Genomic DNA, 26,217 nt, shown 5'->3' with positions numbered 1-26,217 from the left:
TCAGGTCTTTTGCGAGTCAAATTGACTATTGTCTAGTCAGTTTAATCGTGTATAATTAAAGGTATTAAGTTCTTCCGAGGGATTTGTATGGCCAATACTCCAAAGCGCGATCATCAGGATGTACTTACTCGCGGCATACCAGAAGAAAGAACGCTGGAAAAACAAGACGTTGATTCTTTTGCACTAACTACAAAAAACAAAGAGGGTGTGTTTACTCACAGCAAACGAGAAGAGAGGAGTCTGGAAAAACAAGATGTTGACTCCATTACACTGACCACAAAAAATAAAGAAGAGATTACACTTACCTCTTCACAGTTGGAGCAATGGTTTGCAAATTTGGAAGCAAGAAAATTAGAACATCCAAAATCAAAGCATGCTCACAAGTCATCTACCCCAGAACCACATTCACATGACCTAGCTACTCAATACCTTAGTCGTTATGGTTTAAAGACTGCTAAAGATGTTATTACTTTTTTAAAATCACCTGCAGGTCATGCCATTATTGCACTAATTGGTGAAAAGCTAGCCGAGATTGCGTCAATCAATAAAGCTATTCGTCAAGAGTTGCTGGATCATGAGACAAGAAAACATCGGGCGCTGGCTGCTTTGCTTTTGGGCCTGCTTTACAGAAAAGAAGCCCAAGCAAGAGCGAGGCATGAAGCAGAAGAAAAACAAAGCAAAAAACTGCATGACGCGCAAAAGCAATCCCAAACCTCATCTGGACAAAGCTCTGCAGAGGCTGCTAAAGCCTATGCTGCATATAGGGAATCCATTGTTGCCTTAGAAGACGTATTGAAAGAGAAAGTAAAAGCTTCTGAAGAACTAGAACAAGAAATGGATAAACTTGAAAAACAAGGGCAGGCGATTAACAGCCGTTACGCTAATTTTGATCACTCGCTTGCTCTCCTTGATCAGTTTACCTTTCTCATGCAACCAGATGCTATGGACCCTCAACAGCGGGTTAATTTCTTAAACTCTCTGCAAAACGAAATTGATAGTCTGCGTGCAGAAGCTCAAAAAATAACGGAGCCTGGTCCTGACAATGAAGAGACGTTGAAACACTTACTAACGCGCATTGATATGCTCAAAGAGCAACATGATTTCCTACAGAGCAACCTTGACAAACCTCCAACAGAACTTTTGCAACAAAGAATCGATGGACTCATTAAGAAGCTAGAAGGACAAGCTGAGTTAATTGGCAAATTGATTGAAGCCAATAATGATGAGCAAGCCCTGCGTCTATTGCATGAACACAATGCTATGCACGTCCAGGTCGAAGGCTTGCGAGATATGTTAGCCGTGATGAAAGGAGAGAAGGTCCTCTATAACGATGAAGGACAGGTAACATCCGACTTTACGAAGGCCGCTTTTGTTCTGCCAAAAGAGGAACAGGGCAAAAATCTACCGAAAGAAGAACAGGGCAAAAAGCTGAGTATTGTACATAAAAACGGCAAATATTACCTACTAAGGGGTCATGATCCTAAAGATTTTGAATCTCTACCAGAAGAGGTAAAAACAGCTGCACAAAAGAACTTTGAGCGCGCACGTCCTGATATCGCAAACTTAAAAAAATTAGTTGAGCATAATAAAACGCTTGAAGGGAAAGAGCATAAGAGCAAAAAAGAAACCTTGACTCAACACACTGAAGATATGCAAAAAGACATTTTGCTTATCACCAATCAGATTTTACAATTGCAAGCTGCACAAGCGAATGTATCTACCTTAATGAAGCAAACACCTCAAGTTTCTGGCATTGAGAGCACGACCACTAGTCCAAAATTAACACCGATGCCAACACAGGGTTTAAGTAAGGGCTCCTCATCGAAGCCTAGTAGTGACACTTCTGCAATTGTGAAAAGCTGTAAGCATGTTCTTCTATTAATGAAAAATAATCCAACCCCGGAATCTATTAACCTGCTTGGAAATATGTTCAAAGGACCGGATGGTAGAATAGACTCTCCTACGCAAGAGGTTCTGGCGAGTATCCGAGTGGGCAGGCCTATCCCACAGCAAACCATGAATTTCTTGTTAAAAAATATGGAACGTCTTGGATTAGATGCTTATCGCCCAAATGTTAGCTCGATTCCAGATCCGCTCCGGCAAGAACCAAGCTCAACGGCACCAACTCCCTTCAAAACAAAACCATATTAATAACTTGCCAAGCAGCCGCAACTCTTCTAACATGGACAGATATTGCGGTGGCTTGCGAATGGACCATGATGACTGATAAATTGTTTGATAATCAATCAATTATTGTAACTTTAGATGTTGATGCTTTTTTATTTGATAGACTTAAACAAATCGCTAATGCGGGCTTCGTTGTAGTAGAAATCAATAGCAGTGAACAGGCTATTTTGAAAAAAATCTTGCAAGACTTTCCTGCATTGCGTGTGGGCTCTGGTAATATTACCACAACGCAACAATTAGAAGATTGTTACCAAGCTGGGGTTCATTTTGCTTCCAGCCCTGGCTTTTTACCAGCCATTGCACAAACAGCAGCCATCTATTCTGTAAATTATCTGCCTGGGATAGCAACAATTTCTGAAGCGATGCAAGTTATGGCTTTGGGTTACCATCAAGCAAGACCATACCCTGCCAATTTGACACTCTGTGCCTCGTTGAACAAGTGCTTACCAATGCTAAGATTATTCCCAGCAGAAGTTGAATGGGAAGAAGCAGAACATTACTTAAGCCTACCAGCTGTCGCTGCGGTCAGCATCCTGAATCCAGAAAGCAAGCATTTGCAAGCGTTATCGAATGGGGTTTTTGCATAGTAGATAGATCACACTACTTGCAAGATTATAAACTACTTGCAGTGACAGCCTAATTTTGACAGGTACCGATCTTAAACGAGGGGTGGCGCGGAAGGAGGGCTCCTACCGCGCGCAGCTTGCGAGCACGGTGGGATACCTACAGCGACAGGACCACGAGGCGAGTAATTCTCTTTGAGGCACGATTAAAAAGAAACCTTTTTTTACCTGACTGAGCTGCTATTTTTGCATAAGTCAACCAGCAAGAGAAACGCCCCCATACAGATGGCACTGTCTGCCAAATTAAAAACAGGCCAGTGGTAATTTTTATAATAGAGATCAACAAAATCGATTACCTGGCCTAAAATTGCCCTATCGTATAGGTTACCTAGCGCGCCTCCGAGTATCAAACTAAGTGCAAAAGATTGCAATTTTGCTCTAACAGGCAAACGAAGCATCCAAATGATTAAAAATAAACTCATTAGAACGCTAAAGCCTGCAAAAAACCATCGATGCCAGTCACCTGTTCCGCTAAGAAAACTGAAAGCAGCACCGCTATTAAAGGCCAAAGTAAAATTGAGCATGGGCAATAAAGGCTCGGGCTGATACGGCACTAAGGTCGTTGCAGCCCAATATTTAGACCATTGATCAAGCAGAACAACGACAATACTCAACACAAACCATGGCAACTTTTTCATGCAAACTGCCTCACTTCATCATGACCTGTAATGTTATCAACGCAACGTTGGCAGAGAGTTGGATGCCTGACATCAGCGCCAATATCTGGCCGCCTATGCCAACAACGCTCGCATTTTTCATAAGAGCTAGGAGTGACTGCGATGCTCACTCCCAAGGCATCATTCGTAGACAAAACATTTTCAGGCTTAGACGCTATTGGTTTAACTATAGCTCCTGAAGTAATGAAAACAAACCTTAACTCATCACCTAATTTATTTAATAAAGAAAAAGTATCTTCATTTGCATAGATCTTTACTTCTGCAGCCAAGCCTGAGCCTATCTGGCCTTCTTTACGTTGGTTCTCGAGCGCCTTATTGACTTCATCCCGAATGGCTTGTAACTGCTCCCAGAACGTCATATCCACATCTGCAATGAGTGGCCATTTATCGTACCATTGCTCCACAAAAACGGATGTGCCTGTCTGCCCCGGGATAAATTGCCAAATTTCTTCAGCAGTATACGACAATATAGGCGCTAACCAGCGTGTTAGAGCGTGAATAATGTGAAACATAGCCGTTTGACACGAGCGCCGTGCCACACTATTTGTGGGCGTCGTATACTGACGATCTTTAATCACATCCAAGTAAAAGCTACCCATATCAACAGCACAAAAATTATGAATCTTTTGATAAATCACATGAAAATTATAATTTTTATAAGCTTCTATAATCTCCTTCTGCAGCTGTTGTGAACGCCTAATCGCCCAACGGTCCAGTTCGACTAAATGCTCAGGCTTAACACAATGCTGTTCGGGGTTAAAATCAAATAAATTAGCCAATAAGAATCTTGCTGTATTGCGAATGCGTCGATAGGCATCAGCATTACGTTTAATAATTTCTTCAGAGATACTGACTTCGTGACGATAGTCAGTTGAAGCAACCCATAGGCGCAAAATATCAGCGCCGTGCTGATTAATCAGCTTATCCAACGCCACATAATTTCCTTTGGACTTCGATAGTTTCTTCCCTTCGGCATCTACGGTATAACCATGGGTCAAAACGGTTTTATACGGAGCATGTCCGTAAATGGCAACTGCCGTTGTCAAGGAAGAGTTAAACCAGCCACGATGCTGATCCGAGCCTTCAAAATACATATCGGCGGGTAGATCAAGTTCTGCATTTTGCTTTAAGACACAATAATGAGAAACACCGGAATCAAACCAAACATCCAAAGTATCTGTTAGCTTTTCATAGTGATCAGCATCTGCGCCTAAGAACTCGCGGATATCTAGATCAAACCAAGCATCAATTCCTTTGCTTTCCACACTGGAGGCTATTTCCTCAATTAATGCAACCGTGTTTGGATGAAGTTCGCGAGTGCTTTTATGCACAAATAAAGTCATGGGCGTTCCCCACGCTCTCTGACGCGAGATACACCAGTCAGGTCTCGTTTCAACCATACTAGCGATACGCGCTTTACCCCAATCAGGTATCCAGTTTACTCGTTCAATCTCTGCAGCTATAGAATGGCGCAAACCATTTTTATCCATGGCAATAAACCATTGGGGTGTAGCAAGGAATACCATGGGGGTTTTATGACGCCAACAATGTGGGTAACTATGACGAATGGTCTCATGGTGAAGCAGGACCTTACGCTCCTTAAGAACCTCTATAATTTTGTCATTCGCCTTTAATACGGGAAGACCCGCAAACAAAGGGACCTCATCATGATAACAACCGTTAGCGAGAACAGGGTTGATCAAAGGAAGATTATAAGCCAGCCCTACTTGGTAATCATCCGGTCCATGTGCAGGAGCAGTATGCACACAGCCTGTTCCTGCGTCCGTGGTAACGTGTTCACCTAAAACAATCGGAACTTGTCTGTCATTAAAAGGGGGTTGCAAAGGAAGGTTCTCAAAAACTTTCCCTTTTGCTCGACCAACAATGTTGTAACTCTCAATACCATAACGCGTCAAAACCGGTTTTAGAAGTTCTTCGACGATCAAGAAATACTGTTTATTGTCATCTATCAATACATAATCAAGTTCCGGATGGAGGCAAACCGCTTCATTAGCTGGTAATGACCAAGGGGTAGTTGTCCAGATGGGCACAATCACTGGCTTCACAACCGATACACCGATCGCTGACAGGAAGTCGCGAGGTGCAGCAGCCAGGAAAGCAACATCAATTGCTGGTGAGGTTTTATCCTCATAATCAACCTCTGCTTCAGCCAAGGCAGATCCACAATCAACACACCAATGAACAGGCTTAAATCCTTGCTGTAAGTGACCATTCTCAATGACCTTACCTAGGGCGCGAATAATATTTGCTTCATAAGAATAATCCATCGTTGCGTACGGATGTTGCCAGTCCCCAAATACGCCTAAACGTTTGAATTCCTCACGCTGAATATTAATCTGACTGGCTGCATATTCCCGACATTTGATGCGAAATTCACGCGCACTAATCTTGACTCCAGCCTTTCCTATCTTTTTTTCAACATTAAGTTCAATAGGCAAGCCATGGCAGTCCCACCCAGGAACGAAAGGAGTATCAAAGCCACTCAAACATTGCGATTTATTAATGATATCTTTCAGTATCTTATTGAGTGCATGACCACAATGCAGATGACCATTCGCATACGGAGGACCATCATGAAGAATAAACTTCTCTTTCCCAAGGCGCGCTTGTCTAATTTTTTCATAGATACCTTGAGTTTCCCAGTTAGCTAACATATCGGGCTCACGTTGAGCAAGATTCGCTTTCATGGGAAAGCTTGTCTCCGGTAAATTTAAGGTATCTTTATACTCTGCCATGACATTACTCTACTAAGTTTGAATAAGGGTCCTAGAGCTCGGAGGCATGAAATTGTGCCTTAGCTGCAGTTACATCTCTATGGATTTGCACAATTAAACTCTCTACTGAGGAAAATTTAATCTCATCACGCAACTTGTGCAAGAAAAATACCTGCAACATTTCACCATATATATCTTCATCGAAATCGAACAAATGAACTTCAAGAATGTTTTTTGTGCCATCCACAGTTGGTCTACTACCCAGATTTGCGACACCTTTTAACCATTCACCCTTTCTTTTTATCCGTATACAAAAAACCCCTCTTAGAGGTAGGGAAAGCCTAAGCATAGCTAAATTGGCTGTGGGTATTCCCCATTCTTTACCACGCCCATCTCCTTTAATCACTCGTCCGCAAAGACTATAGGTTCTTCCTAAAAGAGCAGATGCTCGTGCCAGATCACCTTTGGCTAAAGCTTCTCTGATTTTTGTTGAACTGATGCGTTCATTTCCCATAGAAACATTGGGAAAAACCTCAACAGTGCAATCATTATCCTTAGCCATATTTCTTATAAGGTGGATATCTCCTGTTCTTTGTTGCCCAAAGCGAAAATCCTCGCCTACCAATAGGTACTTAACATTTAGTAAGTCGAAGAAATAATGTTTGGCAAAATTTTCGGCCGTCATCAAAGACAATGCTTTATTAAATTTTAAACAATAAACATAATCAATATGGCATTGTTTCAATACGGCCAATTTTTCACGTAAACTAGTCAATCTCGCTGGTGCTTGCTGACCATAAAAATATTCGCCAGGCTGTGGTTCAAACAATAATACGACCAAAGGTAATTGCATTTTATCTGCCTGGGCACGAAGCGTTGCCAATAAGGCTTGATGCCCACGATGTACACCATCAAAATTACCAATGGTTGCAACTGTTCCTTTTAAAAGATGGTTATTGGGTCCACGCAGCAGCTTCATGGCTGTTCAAACAAAATAATAAAGAAAAGATTATACCTAGTTTATTGTAGATTGCGAAATGAATCTCAGTAAATGTAAGGTAAGATTGCCTGGATGCCGCGAACAAGCATGCCCCACGCTTTATGCGAGGGGTCGCGGCGCGTAGGCGGTGGGAATGAATTTTTTCGGACTTTGTGAAACTTTGCATAAGTAGCATGAAAAGGTATTTTTTATTTGACAATAACTCGTGTACAAATAGATTTTTTTAGGTTAAAAAGAGTAGCCATCATAAAAAAAGGAACTGAGATGAAATTATATTTTACACAAGGAGCTTGCTCTCTGGCTGTGCGAATCGTTATCAATGAAATTGGTGTTGATTGCGAATATGAAGCTGTCGACCTCAAAACCAAAAAGACAGAGGAAAATCGAGATTTTTTAAGTGTTAACCCCAAGGGAGCCGTTCCAGTTCTGGAATTAGATAATCATCAAATACTCACTGAGAATGCCGTTATTCAACAATACCTGGCTGATAAATATCAAGCGCGAGAATTATTGCCTCCAGTCGGTGATTTTAATCGCTACCGTGTCCTTGAATGCTTAAACTTTATCTCAACGGAAGTACATAAAAGTTTTGGGGGCTTGTTTAATCCAAGTTTCCCACAAGAGATCAAAGATAAAATCTTTATTCCTTTAATTAAAAGCAAATTGAGTTTTATTGATAAGCAATTAAAGAATCAATATCTCATGGGTGATCATTTTACTTTAGCGGATGCCTATATGTTCGTTATGCTTTTATGGGCGGGTTCCTTCAAGATCGATTTGAAAGCATGGGATCGTTTGCCACATTATTTTGCAACGTTAAATAAAAGAGGTTCTATCGTGAAATCTCTTAAAGAAGAGACTCTTGAAATTGCGTGAGATCAGTCCCCACCCTACCCTCTCCCACAAGGGGAGGGGGTAAAATTTGCGTTTAAATTAATCAACTTTAGGACGAACAATAAGAACATCACATTCCGCCCCATGAAGAATGGCATTGGCCGTGGAACCAAGCAATAAAGCCAATCCATGTTTACCGTGACTTCCGGTGACAATTAGATCAATCTTCTTCTCTTTAGCAACCCGCAAAATTTCATTTTTGGTAGAACCAAACTCAATCATGCAATGTGCGTTATCGACACCAAGCTTTTTGGCCAAGTTTGCTAATTCTTTTTCAGCCTGCTCACGTATAGATACTTCCACTTCCGCAAATCCTGCAAATCCCGGGTAAGCATATGCGGGAATTGGCTCGACGACATGAACGAGAAGTAAGTCAGCGCCGTTTTCATCAGCAATTTTTTTCGCTTTATGAGCTGCTTTTATCCCAACTTCATCAAAATCTGTCGCGAATAATACCCTGTTGTACATAATTATCTCCTTGGCTACGCTAATTCTAGGATCCGTTGACCCTAAGCTTTTAGAAAATTTCAATTTCCATGAACGTCAGTTTACTATAAAATTTGATTCTCTTAAATTCAAATAAATGCTAAAGAGATTTCGGGGTGTTCTTATCTTCTTCAACAACATCATAGATAAGGGCTGAGAAAATACCCATTGAACCTGTTCGGGTAATGCCGTCGTAGGAATCATTGAATGTTTATTGATGTTTTAGGGGCCATGATTTCATTATTGGCTACTTACTATTTTATACGTCTTAATAGTAAAGCATGGCTTATCAGTCTTATGGCCACATCCATGAATGGCTGGTTATATTGGCAAAAAGGCATTTATGCGGACACCATCCTAGAATCGTTCTACTTTTTAAGTGCCTGTTATGGGTGGTACGTTTGGCGTATGCCTACTCGACAAAACAACCTATTGATCATCAGACTTCTGTCGTTAAAACAATCCTTCCTATTTATAGCTTTGACCTTGGTTCTTTTTATGTTCATTGCCGTTTTATTAAGCACCTTCACCGACTCGAATGTGGTTATCCTAGACGCCCTTACGACCTCTTTAAGCATCGTCGCACAGGTATTAATGTGTTACAAAATCATCTTAACCTGGATCCTATGGTTTATTACGGATGCCATTTATGCCTATATGTATCTCCATAAGCAAATACCCTTCCATAGCATGATGATGCTCGTTTATCTGGGCATGGCAATCATTGGCTATTGCAACTGGAAAAAGCAATACATCAACGAGGCTGTCCCAGTTGCCTCTTCTTTCTAGAAGGGCGAATGGTACTTATTTAAGGAAAAAGTGCCAAAGTGAAGCAACCCAGACCGGAGTTTTGTTCAAGGACCGAAACTGGGTTGCTGCGCTTTGCTCGCAATGACGAAGCAAGGTGCACTAAAAATGCACTCAATTCCTTAAGTAAGTACCATTCGCAACAAACCTAGCCGACCGCATTAAGATCGGTCATTGAGCGAATCCATGGTTTAAATTGAGAAAGGGATGCAGGTAAACTATTAGCTGCTTGTTGCGCCTGCGTGAAACCACTGTACTCACCTAAAGTCAAAACGAACCAATCATGCCCCTGATGTTTTGTTTTGCGAATTTTTGTATTTTCACTGAGATGATGCAACCTCATAAAGCGCTGAATATCTTCGAGCCTCTGACTTGCAACAAGTTGTACGGTATATTGGCCACCTGCTGTAACTTTCCTTTCGACAGGAATTGCCGACGCTACCACTGCGGGAGCATCCTTAGAAAATGCTGGCGCAGAAATTGGCTTAGGAAGTTCTCGTGCAGATAAGACATTTCGTTCTAGATCTGCTACTTTTCTTGCATGTGGATTGCTAATAGTTTTTGGTATAACAACAACTTTATCCATAAGCACCAAAGAATTATTTTCTTGCTCATCTTCGTCCAAGACAATATCGACAACACGCTTCAGTGGAGGTGGCTGTACTGCTTGTATCATCGCAGAAAGATTAAAGGGGGCTATGTAGCTAGCCGTTCTATCATTATCATAAGCAGGTATTTCGCTAATTAATGCTTCTTGATCACCTGATGGCATAGATATGATTGATGCTAAATGACTGGCAAGACCTCCTATTTGTTTGGCCTTTTCCAGGGTAGCAGCAGTGACGGGTTCTACATGACGGAAACGATCTTGATTTTGCCAAACAAATATACCAGCTAACACGGCCACGACAAACGTTGCTGTCAAGCTTAGATATTTTGCTAAATGCGAGTTTCTTGTTGACGGAACTTTCAAGGCTTCTGAACAAAAGTAATGGAGCATCTCCTTATTGATACGCGCTATATTTCCCCCGGTTAGCTGATAAAATTGCTCCAATCGCTTATCTGACATTGTCTTATCTAGGCGCTTTGGCGCGGGTAAAGCCTTTAGTAGATAAGTCTTTGTTTCGTTTTCAGTTAAAGCACCAGGTTCCAGAATCTGAATTAAACTTCCAAACGGTGTTGCTTCTAGTTTATTTAAGTTAGCCATTATGGAAAAATCAGAGACAAGACAAAGGTGAAAGAATGTTTGCTCCCCCTCTTGTCCTAACTCAAGTAGAACTTCATTTAAAAAAGACTCGGAGGCATAGTGGGCATCATCAATTACAATGAGCGTATGTGTCTTTCTTTCATTAATTTGTTGAATGAGATTATGGATATTGAATTCATTATCAATTGACAAATGAAAAGTCTTAGCAAGCTCCTCTAAGAATCCAGTTGGCGTAAAAAGAGGTGTAGCCGTAACAACATGTGATTTAATTTGGCTATCAAGCCCAGATTGTAACAATTCGATAAAAGTAGTTTTTCCACCACCTTCTTCGGCAACCACTGTTATTAACGCATTCTTAAAAAGCACAAGATGATTGATAAAATCAATTTTTGCCAACCATGCAGCAGGTTTAAACAGTTCACTGGGGTCCGCGTTTACTTCCTGAGTTGATTCTTGTGTCATATTTTGCATTTATTAATCTCCTTCGACTGCAGCTTGCAATGTCAAGCGTAACAGGTGTTCCGATACTCGCTCTTCGATATAACAATTACCTGCTGCTCTCATTAATATGAATCGTAAATGTTTACTTTTAATTTTTTTGTCCTGAGACATTAATGCTCTTAAAGCATCAAGGTCAATATCTGATGGAATACGTCGCGGTAATTTCGCCATGACTAGCATTTCATCAATGAGATGAATCGTCTCTTCATCCAACTGCGCACATTCACGAGATAATAAAGCAGCACAGTAGAGACCAATGGCTACTGCTTCTCCATGAAGCCAGCGTTTATAATGCGTACACGCCTCAAGGGCGTGTGCAAATGTGTGGCCAAGATTCAACAAAGCACGTTCTCCCGAGCATTCATACTCGTCTTGCTCTACATACGTAGCCTTAATCCGACAACACTCACTTATTACAGTTGGTAAGCTTTCGTAAAAATTTTCTTCGATCCCGGATTGTAAAAGCTTATACACTAACTGAAAAAATTGTCCGCCTACCAACAGCGCATATTTGATAACCTCTCCAAATCCTGCATGAAGCTCCCGTGTAGGGAGCGTTTTTAGCGTATTCAAATCAATGATCACCGCTGCGGGTTGATGAAAACTCCCGATCATATTCTTGCCTAGAGGATGATTAATCGCTGTTTTTCCTCCAATGGCTGCATCAACCTGAGCTAATAACGTGGTTGGGATCTGTATGAACCTTACACCACGCTGATAGGTTGCAGCTGCAAAGCCAGTGATGTCACCAACAACTCCTCCTCCCAAAGCAACCAATGTCGTAGCACGATGATGTTGCTTAGTGAGCAATTTATCATAGATAGTAAATAAACTTTGTTGGTTTTTAAACTCTTCGCCATCCTGAAGAACAACAACATCACATTGCTTATTGGCAAAAGCAGTTTGCAGGTGGTCTAGATATAATGGTGCAACCTTGTCATTCGTAACGATCAAGACTTGCTCGCCAGCCAAATACTGACATAAGGTTTCTGGATCGTTTAGAGCACCATAACCGATGACGATCGGATATTCTCGGGCTGGTAAATTTACCACCAACTTCTGATATAAATTAAACTTCGCCATAAATATATTTAATAATATTATTAGCGACAGCTTTGACGGTTAACTTATCCGTCTCAAAGCTGATGTCAGCAAGCTCATCATAAAATGGCTCTCTTTCATCTCGGAGCGATTCTAGGCGACTCTCTAAGTCTTCCGTTTGCAGTAAAGGCCGCTTCGTATCACGTTTAGTTCTTTCATATTGTTGTTGTAAAGATGTCTTCAAATAAATAACTGTTCCTCGTCCAGCCAAAGCATTGCGATTTTCCGGTGTCATAACCACACCGCCACCGGTTGCTAACACAATGTTGGTCTTCTGGGTCAACTCTTCAATGACCTTCTGCTCTCGACGACGAAAGCCTTCTTCTCCTTCAATATCAAATATCCAGGAAATATCAGCTCCTGCACGCTCTTCTATAACTTCATCGGAATCATAGAACTCGAGCTTGAGCTCTTTTGCCAAAGTACGGCCTATTGTGCTTTTACCTGCTCCCATCGGCCCTATTAAAAATATATTTCGTACTTTAACGATGCTCATTTTTAATCACATACCCCTTCAGCTGAAAATGAAGAAAAATTCCTCATGTTAAATTAAACATAGTACACCTAGGAGAGCTTATAAATCCTCTCCTATTTGATCACCAGACTTATTTAATTTTACTCCTTGTATTAAGAAACTTTAGAGACGTTCCTTAGTTTTTTGCCTTTGCCTTCTTAACGGTTTTTGCCGTAAATTGTTTGATATTATCCTAGGAGTAATGAAAATGAGCAACTCCTCATTTCTAATTGATGTCGACTGATTTCTAAATAATCCGCCTACCATTGGTAATTCTCCTAGAAAAGGGACACGATTGATCTCGTTATTTTTATCTTGTTTATAAATTCCACCGAGAACAATGGTTTGTCCATTACAGGCTAACACATTTGTTTGAATTTCCTTCGTTAGAATCGTTGGGACACCATTAAATACCTTGGGAGTGGGTATATCCTGGTTAATTTTTAAATCCATTAAAATTTTACCATCAGGGGTGATCTGTGGGGTCACTTTCAGGCTCAATACAGCTTTTTTAAAAGATACAGCTGTGGCGCCACTCGAAGTTGCTTCTTGGTATGGAATTTCTTCTCCTGATTCAATCACTGCTGGCTGCTGGTTAGTCGCTATCAATCGTGGACTGGAAATGACTTCTCCTCGACCCTCACTTTCTAGGGCGGAAAGCTCCAAATCCAACAAAATCCCATCACCCAACTTGGCAAGAGCTATCCCAAGAGAGGCTGTTGAAGTTCCTATAGGTATGTTTCCAATATCAAAATTTAAGCGATCTGCTAATGGAGTTGCTGATGGCGAAGCAGTCTTTTCTGTCAATTGCGTGATATTATCCTTGCGCGCATCACTAAGTCTGCCTCTGGAGAGACCAAAATGCAGCCCTAAATCCTGAGCAAAATCTTTTGTTACATTAACAATACGTGCTTCTATCAATACTTGTTTCACTGGAACATCAAAATACTCAATCAATTTTCTTATAACGGCAAGTCGCCTGGTACTCTCTTGTATCCAAAGTGTATTGGTTCTTGCATCAATAGCCATCTTACCCCGAGTAGACAGAAGGGTTTCATTCTTTGCTTGCAATATATTGGCAATTTCAGAAGCCTTCGCATAATTGATTTGAAAGAGCTCAGATTGCAACGGGGTCATATCGTTTAACTTAAGTTGAGCTTCTTCAATTTTTTTCCTACGCTCTGTTATTTCAGTGGCTGGCGCGATAAATATGATATTGCCCATTCGTTTTTTCTCTAAGGATCGGGTTGTTAGAATAATATTTAAAGCCTGGTCCCAGGGTATATCATTCAAGCTAATTGTTATATTGCCCGCTACTGTATCACTCACAACTATGTTGATGCCAGCAAATTCAGCCAATAATTGCAAAGCGGATCTCACCTCAATATCTTGAAAATTTAGTGAAATTCGTTTGTGATAAACATCCTTTCTTGTCATTTTATCTTTTTCGCTCTTTCCTGCAACTATCGGTATGACTAAACTGGGTTGTGCAAGTAATTTAGAATAAAAAAGAAAAAAAATGAACAATACTAAAAATATGTTTCGCAAAATCAAGTGTGACTCCCTTTACTTAACGTGAGGCTGATAATTTTTCTCTGCCATTTTCCCTTTGTTAAAATCTGTCGCTCCAAGATAAGCAATCTTTCCTTAATGCTAATAACTTCTAACCTATCTTTTCCTATGTAATCTCCCGATCTCACATGGCTAATCCGTTTGCCCTGAACTTTAATCAAACCCCAGCTTGCAGAGCCAGATTTCAGTGTGCCCACAAACCGCAGATCAGATAAAGGAATATCATTCAAAAATTGCCGTGGATAGTGACTAATCCGTTCAATATTGTTTGGAATGTTTAGCCTAAACGGATCGCGACAGCCCGCACTTCCTGTGTAATTAAATTTATTCAATATGTGAAATTGACGCTTTCTCTCCTTAAACACAACATTCCTTTTTTTTACCATGTGTATATAATCTTCCAGGTCATCTTTTGTTGAAGAATCGCACGACATTAGCATTAAAAATGATGCAACGATAATCCATGTTCTTATACTCATTCTGTACGAGACCGATAAATTTTAAATTTAATTTTCATCAACAAGGGATTCGATGAAGAACTTTTGCTTTCTCTCTTAGATAATTTTGTTATTTTGATATCATCAAAGGTTATGATGTAATGTAAGTGATTGATTTTGCTAAGAAAGATAGCCAATTGATGATACTCACCTTTTATTGTTGCATCCACAGGTAACTCCATATAAAAATCATGTTTAATTTCACGTCGTGGAGCAAATAGATTTACTGTAAGGTGGTTTTCTTTTGCCAGCTTAAAAATGTTTTCCATTAGAGGAGAAATCGTTTCCTTTGATGGTAGCAACTTAAGCATAGCTGCAAACTGAGCCTCCGATGCACTGAGGCGATGACGATAGTTATTGATAGTAGCTGCTAATTGTTGTTTATGCTCAAACTCAACCCGCAAAAGAAGTTCTGTATTTCTAAGATTTTGGTATTCTTTTCCCTGTGGTATTATTATCACCAAATAACCAATACCAGTGACGAAAATAGTCAAAAAAACAATAAATGCCGTTCTTAAGAACGTTGATGTCTGGCTAATATTGTTCAAATTTATTGTGTTAAGATGCATACGAATAACGGGTTCTTAGCTCAATACTTAATTTAAATTTATTTACTTCTCTTATTTCGATATGCGGCATCTTTATTTCCGCCAATTTGGCATTTAAAAACCATTTATTCTCACCAATTGCATGCATCATCAATCCAATATCGTGATGAGATTTCACATAGCCTGACAAACTTACCTTATTTTTCGATTTTTCTATTTTTGTCAGCCTAACATTTGCAGGAAGAATCTTATAAATCTCATTGAACAAATGCAGAGATAAAATCGGATTGTTATATAAATGACTTATTCTCCTTAAACGGGCAAGAAGTACAGTTGTTACTTTGTTAATTTTTCTAATTTCTGAAATTTGCTGGTCATATTGCTTGATTTCATTGTTTAGCCGTTCATTACGTTGTAACTGGCTTTTTGTAAGATGATTCATTCGCGAAGCTAATGCCATTACAACAACGATAGCCATTACCAGGCTCCAGACCGTCATAAGCATAAATTTTCTTTTTAACTCTAGTCTCTTTATGGTTCGCCATGGCAGTAAATTAACTTCAACCATACTTAATCCACATCCCTTAGAGCCAAACCACAAGCAAGAATAAATGAAGCCGCTTTAGCCATTTTTGTTGGGCATGGCGGTATTGAGAATTTCATTCGTCTAAAAGGATTAGCAACGGTGGTAGGTGTTCTTATTGTTTCTTGCAAACATTGCGCGAGATGGGGTAGATCGAATATCTCGCCAGCTAGAAAAATATGATCAAGCCTGTGCGCTGTCGTTGAAGAAAAAAATTGTAACATGCGCTTCAAATGCCGAAGTATAAGATCGGATGAGAGTGATATTTTATCTAATTCATGCTGAATTTTGTTGTGAATAAAAGCTGAATCTAGCGTCTCATGATCCTGTTCAAAGCGTTTCACCCATGGATTGGCTGCAAATATTTCCTCATGAGTAAAACTTGTTTTACCTGTATCAATCACATGCAAAGTGGCTGAGAACCGGTTCACATTAATGACAGCTATTCTTTGTGTTTGATTAAGTGTTGAATGACATAGCCAGGGTATAATCCGTTCCAGAGAGTTGGATTCCATTTCAACTACTTTCACCACAAGACCAGCTCGAGAAATAGCTTCAACACGACCGTTGATGTTTTCTGCTCTACAAGCGATCACTAAAACATCTAGCTGATGAGCATGCGTGTCTGATGGTCCTTGAATAATGAAATCTAGATTGATTTCATTAATGGGATAAGAGAAATATTTGCTAGCCTCTAGAAAAACCGATTCTTCCATTTCCCTTTCAGGAACCTTACTACTTACCTGAATCACCTTGGTAATGATCGCCGAATTCGGAATGGCAAGAACTGCGGCCGTTTTCCCACGCAACGAAGTACCGTGTATTAATTTTTTAACACAGGCAGTAATAGCGTCTTGATCTTTGATCTGATTATCAACTAGTGCATTTGCAGGTAAAGGCTCAGAGTTAATATTGTCAACAACGAAATGATCACTCGTTTTAGAGATCTCGACGACTTTGATAGATAATGGGGTAATATCAATTCCTATGATGGAATGATCGAGTGGTTTAAACCGCTTGAACACTTTTATTCCTTATTTTGCTTTTAATTGGACTTGACCAGTAGCTTCCAAGCTACTTTTAGGCGGCTAAATATTAACTTAAGATTAATAGAAATGGAAATTTTTTTTATCCAATGCAAATCTATAGATTCAAAAATTAACGTAGTAACTTTTGCATCAACCATCTGTCCAACACTTGCTCTCACCGTCTTCTTTAAATATAGTGGATCAGCTGGTTTTTGTTTTGAACCTGCCGTTCACTACTGTTAAAAGGAGTTAATATGCCATCACGTTTGGAAAAAATAGTGCATTCGTTGTGTGAAGTCGTTTTGAGTTATAGCTCCACTCAGACTTTGAAACCTTATTCTTTGAAAGAATTACTTGAAAAGGAACATGAAAAATTTATTGAGGCCCTGCAATCTATCATTAATGATGGTACGAAAGGATATACCACAAGGCTTAGCTTGCTGAACTACTTTCTTTTTGTAATTAACCAAGTGAAACCATTGTTGGTTCAAAATAAACCGATGAGTAATGAAGAATGCATAATAGTGCAACAGCATTTAGAAAATCTTATACTTAACGTCAATAAGTTACTAAACACTTATCAAAACCAAACGATTGTTGTGAATTACAACGATAAAAAAGAAAATATCTATGGGTTTGTTCGAGGAATATCCGGAATGCATAAAGCTTATACCTTATGCAATTCTGGACAACTTCTGCAAGACAATTTCATTACCCCATTAGGCTTGACAGAATACTCAAAAAATACAGTAAATTCCTTTGTTGCTGAGTTAATCGATGAGCATCAGCGTGCATTAAAGTTGTTGCTTCTTAATGAAGAAAATACCACTTTAAAGAAGCAATTTAGCGAATTAGAGGAAAGATTCAAAGCATTAGAAGAAGAGAAACTGAGCCTAGAAGTAACAATGAAACAACTGCAACAAGAAAAACAAAGGACAGATGAAGCGCTTGAGCAACTCAATCAGGAGAAGCTTAGTCTAATGGCCGAGCTTAAGCTTGAGAGGGAAAAGACAACAGAAAAATCAAAACCCAGTTCTATAAAACGATCATCTAATATGAATTCGATGGGCGGTTTTGGTTTAAGGCCATACTACCTTTCTCCGTTTTTTCCGAGCATCGGTCTTCCTTCTTTATTGGAGTATAAAGAAGGCGGTGAATTGGATGATAAAGAAGGTAACGAAGAGACCGGGCCTAAAAGTACCACAACTCAATCTCTCGATTTTGATATCTAACCTGCTTTCCCTCTCTTTGAGAGGGATTTGAATTTATAATTGGGAAAAGACATTGTTCACAGACGGGCGAAAGCAGAAGGTGTCTACAATCATCTAGTTTTTATATTAAAATTAAACGCAAAATTTTACTGAATAATTCGCAAAAAACTAGCAAATAGCGCTATAATCCGCAAATTATAAATTTCGTTTATATTGATATATCTCATGGGAAAATCGGCATATTTTTGGCGTAAAGGCTTATGGGCATTATTAAGCCTTTTTTTTCTATTCATTGTGGGCGTCAGCTTTCTCTACCTTTATTTAGAAAGTCAACTACCGGATGTAGATTCCCTTAAAACGGTTCGTCTGCAAGTCCCTCTTCGTATTTATACACAAGATGGTTTGCTCATTCAGGAGTATGGCGAAAAACGACGCATACCAGTGAATTATGAAGATATTCCACCAATGTTAATTCATGCTGTTCTTGCAACAGAAGATCAACGCTTTTTTGAACACCCAGGCGTGGATATTTTTGGCTTGGGACGCGCAACGGTTCGTATGATTCAGACTGGAACAAAATCCCAGGGTGGTAGCACAATTACGATGCAGGTAGCACGTAATTTCTTTTTAACTCGTAAAAAAACCTTTTTACGCAAATTTAATGAAATCTTACTGGCTATTAAAATCGACCGAGAATTAAGTAAAGAAAAAATTCTTGAGCTTTATCTTAACAAAATTTATCTTGGAAACCGAGCTTATGGTGTTGGCGCAGCTGCCGAAGTCTATTACGGCAAGCCACTGAAGGAATTAAACTTGGCAGAATTAGCCATGATTGCAGGTTTACCTCAAGCTCCGTCAACACAGAATCCAATCGCTAATCCTTTGGCTGCTAAGAAACGACGTGATCACGTCCTGGAGCGTTTACTGGAAGAAAAATACATTACTGAAAAAGAATACCAAGAAGCAGTTACTCAACCCATTACTGCAAAATATCATGGCACAAACATCGAAGTAAGTGCTCCTTATGTTGCTGAAATGATTCGACAATCGCTCTATGAGCACTTCGGACCTAAAGCCTACACCAAAGGGTATAAAGTCTACACTACCATAAAAGCACCCCTACAAATTGCAGCAAATAAAGTAATCGCTGATAATCTACTGGCCTATGATCGTCGTCATGGTTACAGGGGTCCGGTTGCCCAAATAAGTGGCGTTGATAGCCAATCACCAGATGCTTTACACAAATTGTTGGCGCAATATCCTGTTATTGATGGTCTTGAGCCTGCTGTTATTCTTGCGGTAGGGGAAAAAGAAGTGATGGCAGCAACACGACACGGCCGCAATTTTACCATCACTTGGGAAGGGTTATCATGGGCGAGACCCGCTCTTAAGAATGGTTGGATGGGCCGCGCTCCGACCAAAGCACAACAAATCGTGGCTGTTGGCGACATTGTATATGTACGCAATCAGGACAACAAATGGCAGTTGACTCAAATCCCACAGATCGAAGGTGCATTGGTGGCTCTCAACCCCAACAATGGTGCACTGGAAGCATTGGTAGGTGGATTTAGCTTTCACAAGAGCAAGTTTAATCGTGCTACGCAATCAGAAAGACAACCAGGGTCAAGCTTCAAACCGTTTATCTATGCCGCAGCCTTAGATAAAGGATACACGTTGGCTACATTAGTCAATGATGCGCCAATAGTCGTTGACGATCCTAGTCAAGCTAACTTGTGGCGCCCACACAACGTCAATCTTACTTTCAATGGACCGACTCGTCTCAAAGATGCACTGGTCCATTCACGTAATTTAGTCTCGATCCGAGTTTTAGACGATATTGGTTTTGATTATGCGATCAATTTTATTTCTCGATTTGGGTTTAGGAAGGAAAAACTGCCCCGTGCATTATCATTAGCCTTAGGTAGCTTATCCGTTAGTCCCATGGAGTTAACTGCTGCTTACGCCGTTTTTGCCAACGGTGGCTTCAGAATCGAACCCTATTTAATCGATCATATCACCGATAATAATGGCGAGATTCTTCTGCAAGCCAAACCATCTATAGCATGCGACAATTGTGAACCAGATAAAGTTGATCATGCAACGCTTGCTCCTCGGGTAATTCCAAGTGATATTGCTTTCTTGATGACTTCGGCATTAAAAGAGGTTATTCAACATGGCACTGGACATGCAGCAAAAGTTCTAAATCGACCTGACCTGGCTGGTAAAACTGGAACGACGAACGATCTAGTTGATGCCTGGTTCGCTGGTTTTAATGCCGACCTGGTTGTTACCACTTGGGTGGGTTACGACAACCCACAATCCTTGCATGAATACGCAGCCGGCTTGGCTTTGCCTATGTGGATCGATTTTATGAGAGTTGCACTCGCTAATATGCCCGAAAGGGAACTACCGCAACCTGAGAATGTTATTGCAGTACGCATTGATCCCAGCACGGGTTTATTGGCTAAGAATAATCAAGCCAATGCCATTGTTGAGTATTTTCGTGAGCAGGAGGTACCAGGAACTGAACCTTCCACTGATGACACCGAGACTTCGGTAGAGGCGGATACTCAAGAGAATTTATTCTGAGCCCCTCTCACCCTACCCTCTCCCACAAGGCCCACACAAGGGGAGAGGGAAAAACGGGGACGCGTTGTTGCTAACTAGCTAATGCCTCTGTAGCATCAACATAATCATACCCAAGCTCACGAGCTACAGCTTCGTATGTAATCATGCCCTTATGAACATTAAGACCATTAAGTAAATGACCATCACTTAGCAATGCCAGTTTTACACCTTTGGTAACTAAACTCATCACAAAGGGTAATGTTGCATTATTGAGGGCAAAGGTTGATGTACGAGGAACGGCTCCTGGCATATTGGCTACGCAATAATGCACGACATTATCAACGACATAGGTCGGCACTTGATGTGTCGTGGCACGGCTTGTTTCAAAGCATCCTCCCTGATCAATCGCAACATCGACCACAACGGAGCCAGGGCGCATGGTTTTTAGCATGTTGCGCGTTACTAATTTAGGAGCGGCAGCTCCAGGAACTAAAACTGCTCCGATCACCAAATCAGCTTCACGAACATACTGCTCCAGAGATTCTACAGTCGCATACATGGTATTTAATTTTGAACCAAATTGAAAATCCAATTCGCGCAGACGTGTGAGAGATTTATCAATAACAGTTACCCGAGCGCCCATTCCCATCGCCATGCGAACAGCATTACTACCAACGACACCACCGCCAATAACGACAACATTTGCAGGTGCTACTCCGGGTACCCCTCCCAACAAAACACCACTACCTCCTTGAGCCATCTCCAAACAATGTGCCCCCGCCTGAATTGACATACGTCCAGCAACCTGCGACATCGGTGTTAGTAATGGTAATCCACCATCATTTTGAGTCACGGTTTCATAAGCAATTGCAGTCGCACCCGATTCTTTTAGTAAGCGCGTTTGCTGAGGATCCGGAGCCAAATGCAAATAAGTAAATATGGTTTGCCCTTCTCTTAAGCGCTTGCATTCAATAGGCTGTGGCTCCTTCACTTTAACAATTAATTCAGCACGTTCGAAAACCTCCTCTGCTGTAGCAACGATCTCTGCCCCAGCCGTATGGTATTGTTCATCACTTATACCGATCCCCAAACCCGCGCCCTTTTCGACGAGAACCTCATTGCCAGTTCTGACAATTTCGCGCACACTACCTGGAACTAGACCGACTCGATTTTCTTGCGGCTTAATTTCTTTTGGGACACCTACAAACATAGAGCTCTTCCTCTGTTTAGTTTTTTAATTATGCTTTAATAACTTAATAAGTTGCGGTACCAATTCGAAGAGATCCCCAACCAATCCATAATTTGCGATTTGGAAAATTGGAGCATCTTCATCTTTGTTAATCGCTACAATCACTTTTGAATCTTTCATGCCGGCTAAATGCTGTACTGCTCCTGAAATACCAATGGCTATATATAATGAAGGAGCTACTACCTTCCCTGTCTGCCCTACTTGGTAATCATTAGGAACAAAACCAGCATCCACGGCTGCTCTTGATGCTCCAACCGCAGCACCAAGTGCGTCTGCCAATTCTTCAACAAGTTTAAACTTCTCTGCACTCTGCAAACCTCGGCCTCCAGAGACTACTATTTTGGCACTTCCTAACTCAGGACGCTCCGAGCGGCTTAATTCATGCCTTACAAATCGAGTAACACTTTCCTTTATCTCTTTATCAATTCGCTCGATGCAGCAAGGAGATTGCGTTTCATTAACACCATCAAATGCGGTGGTTCGAATCGTCAGTACTTTTATCGGATCCAAAGCTTTGACTTTTTCAATTGCATTACCAGCATAAATTGGATGTTCAAAAATATCCTCACCAAGAACGCGTGTTATATCTGAAATTTGTGCCACATTCAATTTGGCAGCGATACGAGGCAATAAATTTTTACCAAAAGTAGAAGCAGGTGCCAAAATGGCAGAAAAAGAGTCTGCTATGGATACCACCAATTCACTGACAGCTTCCGCCGTCTGATGTTCGAGGCGATCGTTATCGGTTATCCATACGGCATGCACACCAGCTATAGTAGCTACTTGTTCAGCAACAGCTTGGCATTGATGACCTGCAACCAATAACACTGGATTTTGGTCGAATTGTAATGCAGCTCTAAGCGTATGTCGGGTAGAAGGGTGCATTACCTTATTATCATGTTCAACAATTACTAAAGTGCTCATTCTTTCTCCTTATTAAAGCACTTTGGCTTCATGCTTTAATTTGTCAAACAATTCCTCCACGGAGGCCACCTTTATCCCCCCGCTACGTGCTGCTGGTGGATTTGTTTCTAGGATTTGAATATGTTCTTGTAAATTTACACCCATATTCTCATATTCAATAATATCCAAAGGCTTATGTTTGGATTTAATGATGTTGGGTAGGCTAGCATAGCGTGGCTCATTTAGGCGCAAATCAGTGCTAACTACTGCAGGTAGATTCATAGATAGCGTTTCCAAACCACCGTCGATTTCCCGAGTAACCTCTATCATTTTCCCTTGGACCACCAACTTGGATGCAAAGGTTGCTTGCGGCCAATCAAGAAGAGCAGCAAGCATTTGTGGCGTTTGGTTGTTATCACCATCAATAGATTGCTTACCCATTAATACCAAATCTGGTTGTTCATTCTTTACGATCTTTTGTAATAACTTGGCAATATTTAAACTACAAAAAGATTGATTACTACGCACCAGGATCGCTCGATCTGCTCCAAGTGCCAACGCATGTCGTAGCGTTTCTTGATTAGCATCAGGACCAATGGTCACCGCAACTACTTCGGTTGCTATATTTTTTTCTCGTAACCGTATAGCTTCCTCAACGGCGATTTCGTCGAAAGGATTCATCGACATTTTAATGTTTTGGGTTTCAACCCCTGTGTGGTCTGATTTAACCCGAACTTTAACATAGGGGTCTATTACCCGCTTCACTGCAACCAGAATTTTCATAGTTCCTCTCTGGAAATTAATCAGTCAGCATCTTGCCAGAGATGCTGACTGAAGTTCAAGTTAGTTTTTAAGAGACTGCTCATTTAAATTATGTTCTGCGTGGGTGGGATTCCATTCTGGAATAACATGTAGCCCGGGGTGAAACGCAGTGAACCCCGGGTTCAGCCCTTCGGGCTTCTATCCAGGCTACTTCCTATACACCTACACAAGAATGACACAATTCAGTAACACTCTCGTTTTTAATTTCTTCTAAGATAACGTTCCTAAATAATCTTTAAATTCCTTCCCAATTTCTGGATGGAGCAGTCCCAGCTCAACCGTTGCCTGTAAATAACCTAATTTTGACCCACAATCATAACGCTTCCCATGAAATTGATAGGCTTGAACTTTTTGTTCATTCAATAATCCACGGATGCCATCTGTTAACTGAATTTCACCACGATAGTCGGGGATCGTTTGTTTTAAACAGGAAAAGATTGCCGATGTGAAGATATAGCGACCAACTGCTGCTAGATTAGAAGGCGCTAATTCTCTCTTTGGCTTCTCTATCATTGCAAGTATAGTGGAATAATTTTCCTCGGCATCAACGACCTTAACGACCCCATATTGATTGACATCACGCCAAGGAACTGGCTGAACGGCCAAAACGGACAATTGATCTCTTTCAAAATGCTCTGTCATAGCAGCTAGACATGGCAACCTGGAGTCATCGATTAAATCATCAGCGAGTAGAATAGCAAAGGGATCGTCACCGACCACATGCTCGGCACACAATATGGCATGACCTAACCCCAAAGGTTGATTTTGTCGAACATAAGTAAATTGGATACCTGGTGGGGAAACGCTTTTTACGACCTCTAAAAGGTTCTCTTTACCCTGCTCTTCCAAGCGCTTTTCTAATTCAAAATGATTATCAAAGTGGTCTTCGATGGCTCGTTTGCTAGAGCTGGTGATAAAAATCATATGATTAATTCCAGCACGCACAGCTTCCTCAACAGCATATTGAATCAAGGGCTTATCAACAATAGGTAGCATTTCTTTAGGGTTGGCCTTTGTTGCTGGCAAAAAGCGAGAACCTATGCCTGCGACGGGGAAAACAGCTTTTTTTATTGGCATCCTCTACCTACTCCTCATCTGCTGCCCATCCATGACCAAAGGACGTCCAACAGAATAATAAGACAATCCTGCAAAAGCCACTTTGGACAAATCAAAGCAATTACGACCATCAATGAGTGGTGCTTTACCTAATTTATCCTTCAGGGTACGCAAGCAAAAATTTTTAAACTCCAGCCATTCAGTTGCAATAACTAAAGCGTCCACACCACCATCAAGCACCTCTTCTGCAGACTCGCACCATATGATGGTTCCTTCTAATATTTTTTTTGCAGCAGGCATGGCTACCGGATCATATACCCTAAGTTGCACCCCAGCACAAAGCAATGAATCAATGATCACAAGACTGCTTGCCTCCCTCAAATCATCTGTTCCAGGTTTGAATGACAAACCCCAGAGACCAATTGTTAATCCCTTGAGATTATGATGAAAATGTTTGGACACCTGCTTGAAGACCCAATCTTTTTGCCATTGGTTAACATTCTCGATAGCTTCCAAAAAATCGACATTCATATCGATTGACTTTGCAATTTGTATTAAAGCGCGGACATCCTTAGGGAAACAAGAACCTCCGTAACCTATGCCAGGGAACAAGAAATGAGGACCAATACGATGATCAAACCCTATACCCTGGCGGATCTCATCAACATTGGCATCAAGTGCTTCTGCAAGTTGACTGATATAATTGATAAAGCTAATTCTTAAGGCCAGCATAGCATTGCTAGCATATTTCGTAAGCTCGGCAGAACGCCGATTCATACACAGAAGTGGGATACCTTTATCAACAAGAGGTTGATAAATCCTCTTAAGGACATCAAGAGCCTTCTTATCTTCCCCTCCTATAACGATTCTATCTGCATGCAAGAAATCATAGACAGCTGTTCCTTCACGTAAGAACTCAGGATTAGCACATACTGCGAGCTTAATCGTTTTTCCACCACGTAAAAGCTCCTCCTCGACGTGAGTTTGAACTGCATCACCCGTTCTGACTGGAACAGTGGATTTGATAACCAAGATCCCGTCAATATCCGCCTCTTGAGCGATCATAGTAGCTACGGCAAAAACCTGGGACAAATCAGCACTGCCATCAGGCAAGCTTGGGGTCCCCGTTGCAATAATGTGGATCTCTGCTTTCTTTATTGCTTCAACCAGGTTATTGGTGAACATAAGCCGTTTATTTAGTTGTTCTTCCAACAATTCTGGAAGTCCATCTTCATATATGGGACATTTGCCCTCTAGTAACATGTGAATCTTGTGCTCATCGATATCAGCACAAATCACTTGATATCCGAGCTTGGCCAGACATACAGCAGAAACCAATCCTACATAGCCTGCCCCATAAACTGAAATGATCATGGTTATCTCAAAAAAGCAAATCCTTGCATTATCAGCCAAATTCACAAGAATGCAAATAGCTTTAAGTAGGAGTC

23 protein-coding genes and 1 riboswitch are annotated in these 26,217 nt (G+C 40.8%); of the genes, 6 read left to right on the top strand and 17 right to left on the bottom strand.

Annotated elements, in window-relative coordinates; all coding sequences use genetic code 11:
- Positions 1 to 87 precede the first annotated feature (87 nt).
- A complete protein-coding gene (locus CKV79_RS04180; protein WP_028372859.1) occupies positions 88 to 2,151 on the top strand; it encodes a hypothetical protein in 2,064 nt (687 codons plus the stop codon).
- A gap of 65 nt (positions 2,152 to 2,216) precedes the next feature.
- Positions 2,217 to 2,774: a beta/alpha barrel domain-containing protein gene (locus CKV79_RS04175; protein ID WP_028372860.1), complete on the top strand. Its 558-nt coding sequence runs from the start codon at positions 2,217 to 2,219 to the stop codon at positions 2,772 to 2,774.
- 200 nt (positions 2,775 to 2,974) lie between these two features.
- Here the strand turns inward: CKV79_RS04175 and lspA are convergent, their stop codons facing one another.
- Genes lspA through ribF form a run of 3 tightly spaced genes read right to left on the bottom strand, consistent with a single transcriptional unit; the run spans position 2,975 to position 7,201 of the window.
- A complete protein-coding gene (gene lspA / locus CKV79_RS04170) occupies positions 2,975 to 3,448 on the bottom strand; it encodes a signal peptidase II (protein WP_028372861.1) in 474 nt (157 codons plus the stop codon).
- A complete protein-coding gene (gene ileS / locus CKV79_RS04165; protein WP_028372862.1) occupies positions 3,445 to 6,243 on the bottom strand; it encodes an isoleucine--tRNA ligase in 2,799 nt (932 codons plus the stop codon). Before ileS ends, lspA begins: the two co-directional genes overlap by 4 nt.
- Before the next feature lie 31 nt (positions 6,244 to 6,274).
- On the bottom strand, positions 6,275 to 7,201 hold the full coding sequence (ribF, locus tag CKV79_RS04160; protein ID WP_028372863.1) for a bifunctional riboflavin kinase/FAD synthetase: 927 nt from the start codon (positions 7,199 to 7,201) through the stop codon (positions 6,275 to 6,277).
- A 285-nt stretch (positions 7,202 to 7,486) separates the two neighbouring features.
- Here ribF and gstA point away from each other — a divergent pair, with 285 nt between their 5' ends.
- Complete coding sequence (gene gstA, locus CKV79_RS04155; protein ID WP_028372864.1) at positions 7,487 to 8,098, top strand: glutathione transferase GstA; 612 nt, start codon at positions 7,487 to 7,489, stop codon at positions 8,096 to 8,098.
- 57 nt (positions 8,099 to 8,155) lie between these two features.
- On the opposite strand, the gene CKV79_RS04150 is transcribed toward gstA, so the two are convergent.
- Entirely contained in the window at positions 8,156 to 8,584 is a 429-nt protein-coding gene (locus CKV79_RS04150; RefSeq protein ID WP_028372865.1) for a universal stress protein, read from the bottom strand.
- A gap of 120 nt (positions 8,585 to 8,704) precedes the next feature.
- A riboswitch (TPP riboswitch) is annotated at positions 8,705 to 8,819 on the top strand.
- On the opposite strand from CKV79_RS04150, the gene pnuC reads away from it, so the two are divergent.
- Positions 8,810 to 9,391, top strand: coding sequence for a nicotinamide riboside transporter PnuC (gene pnuC, locus CKV79_RS04145; protein WP_051546118.1), 582 nt, complete (start codon positions 8,810 to 8,812; stop codon positions 9,389 to 9,391). (Overlaps the previous riboswitch by 10 nt.)
- Before the next feature lie 166 nt (positions 9,392 to 9,557).
- Here pnuC and CKV79_RS04140 read toward each other — a convergent pair whose 3' ends face one another.
- The 8 genes from CKV79_RS04140 to pilM all read right to left on the bottom strand — a co-directional run bounded on the left by CKV79_RS04140 (position 9,558) and on the right by pilM (position 16,957).
- Positions 9,558 to 11,087 (bottom strand): AAA family ATPase, encoded by a 1,530-nt coding sequence (locus tag CKV79_RS04140; RefSeq protein ID WP_028372866.1) that lies wholly within the window; start codon positions 11,085 to 11,087, stop codon positions 9,558 to 9,560.
- Positions 11,088 to 11,090: 3 nt separating this feature from the next.
- Positions 11,091 to 12,200 carry a 3-dehydroquinate synthase gene (aroB, locus tag CKV79_RS04135; RefSeq protein ID WP_028372867.1) on the bottom strand — a complete coding sequence of 370 codons (1,110 nt, stop codon included), beginning with the start codon at positions 12,198 to 12,200 and terminating at the stop codon, positions 11,091 to 11,093.
- Positions 12,187 to 12,714, bottom strand: a complete 528-nt coding sequence (gene aroK, locus CKV79_RS04130) for a shikimate kinase AroK (protein WP_028372868.1) — start codon at positions 12,712 to 12,714, stop codon at positions 12,187 to 12,189. The genes aroB and aroK overlap by 14 nt, the downstream gene beginning before the upstream one ends.
- Positions 12,715 to 12,855: 141 nt before the next feature.
- Positions 12,856 to 14,286 (bottom strand): type IV pilus secretin PilQ, encoded by a 1,431-nt coding sequence (locus CKV79_RS04125; RefSeq protein ID WP_051546119.1) that lies wholly within the window; start codon positions 14,284 to 14,286, stop codon positions 12,856 to 12,858.
- Positions 14,283 to 14,669 (bottom strand): pilus assembly protein PilP, encoded by a 387-nt coding sequence (locus tag CKV79_RS04120; protein WP_231950209.1) that lies wholly within the window; start codon positions 14,667 to 14,669, stop codon positions 14,283 to 14,285. The genes CKV79_RS04125 and CKV79_RS04120 overlap by 4 nt, the downstream gene beginning before the upstream one ends.
- A gap of 110 nt (positions 14,670 to 14,779) precedes the next feature.
- On the bottom strand, positions 14,780 to 15,370 hold the full coding sequence (locus tag CKV79_RS04115) for a type IV pilus inner membrane component PilO (RefSeq protein ID WP_028372869.1): 591 nt from the start codon (positions 15,368 to 15,370) through the stop codon (positions 14,780 to 14,782).
- Positions 15,360 to 15,917 (bottom strand): PilN domain-containing protein, encoded by a 558-nt coding sequence (locus CKV79_RS04110; RefSeq protein ID WP_028372870.1) that lies wholly within the window; start codon positions 15,915 to 15,917, stop codon positions 15,360 to 15,362. The genes CKV79_RS04115 and CKV79_RS04110 overlap by 11 nt, the downstream gene beginning before the upstream one ends.
- A gap of 2 nt (positions 15,918 to 15,919) precedes the next feature.
- Positions 15,920 to 16,957 carry a type IV pilus biogenesis protein PilM gene (gene pilM / locus CKV79_RS04105; protein WP_028372871.1) on the bottom strand — a complete coding sequence of 346 codons (1,038 nt, stop codon included), beginning with the start codon at positions 16,955 to 16,957 and terminating at the stop codon, positions 15,920 to 15,922.
- Positions 16,958 to 17,214: 257 nt separating this feature from the next.
- Between pilM and CKV79_RS04100 the strand changes: the two genes are divergently transcribed.
- Together CKV79_RS04100 and CKV79_RS04095 are read left to right on the top strand one after the other, a co-directional pair.
- On the top strand, positions 17,215 to 18,192 hold the full coding sequence (locus CKV79_RS04100) for a hypothetical protein (protein WP_028372872.1): 978 nt from the start codon (positions 17,215 to 17,217) through the stop codon (positions 18,190 to 18,192).
- A 204-nt stretch (positions 18,193 to 18,396) separates the two neighbouring features.
- Positions 18,397 to 20,760, top strand: a complete 2,364-nt coding sequence (locus CKV79_RS04095; RefSeq protein WP_028372873.1) for a penicillin-binding protein 1A — start codon at positions 18,397 to 18,399, stop codon at positions 20,758 to 20,760.
- 70 nt (positions 20,761 to 20,830) lie between these two features.
- On the opposite strand, the gene ald is transcribed toward CKV79_RS04095, so the two are convergent.
- The 5 genes from ald to CKV79_RS04070 form a co-directional block, all read right to left on the bottom strand.
- Positions 20,831 to 21,949 carry an alanine dehydrogenase gene (gene ald, locus CKV79_RS04090; protein WP_028372874.1) on the bottom strand — a complete coding sequence of 373 codons (1,119 nt, stop codon included), beginning with the start codon at positions 21,947 to 21,949 and terminating at the stop codon, positions 20,831 to 20,833.
- A gap of 24 nt (positions 21,950 to 21,973) precedes the next feature.
- Positions 21,974 to 22,912: an electron transfer flavoprotein subunit alpha/FixB family protein gene (locus tag CKV79_RS04085; protein ID WP_028372875.1), complete on the bottom strand. Its 939-nt coding sequence runs from the start codon at positions 22,910 to 22,912 to the stop codon at positions 21,974 to 21,976.
- Between the two features lie 12 nt (positions 22,913 to 22,924).
- The gene (locus tag CKV79_RS04080) at positions 22,925 to 23,674 is read right to left on the bottom strand and encodes an electron transfer flavoprotein subunit beta/FixA family protein (RefSeq protein ID WP_028372876.1); all 750 of its coding nucleotides are present in this window, start codon (positions 23,672 to 23,674) and stop codon (positions 22,925 to 22,927) included.
- Between the two features lie 249 nt (positions 23,675 to 23,923).
- The gene (galU, locus tag CKV79_RS04075; RefSeq protein WP_028372877.1) at positions 23,924 to 24,790 is read right to left on the bottom strand and encodes a UTP--glucose-1-phosphate uridylyltransferase GalU; all 867 of its coding nucleotides are present in this window, start codon (positions 24,788 to 24,790) and stop codon (positions 23,924 to 23,926) included.
- A gap of 3 nt (positions 24,791 to 24,793) precedes the next feature.
- Positions 24,794 to 26,143, bottom strand: a complete 1,350-nt coding sequence (locus CKV79_RS04070) for a UDP-glucose dehydrogenase family protein (RefSeq protein WP_028372878.1) — start codon at positions 26,141 to 26,143, stop codon at positions 24,794 to 24,796.
- Positions 26,144 to 26,217: the final 74 nt, after the last annotated feature.

The sequence above is a fragment of the Legionella lansingensis genome (assembly GCF_900187355.1).
Lineage (GTDB): Bacteria > Pseudomonadota > Gammaproteobacteria > Legionellales > Legionellaceae > Tatlockia > Tatlockia lansingensis.
This window is presented reverse-complemented; position numbering and strand designations above follow the sequence as displayed.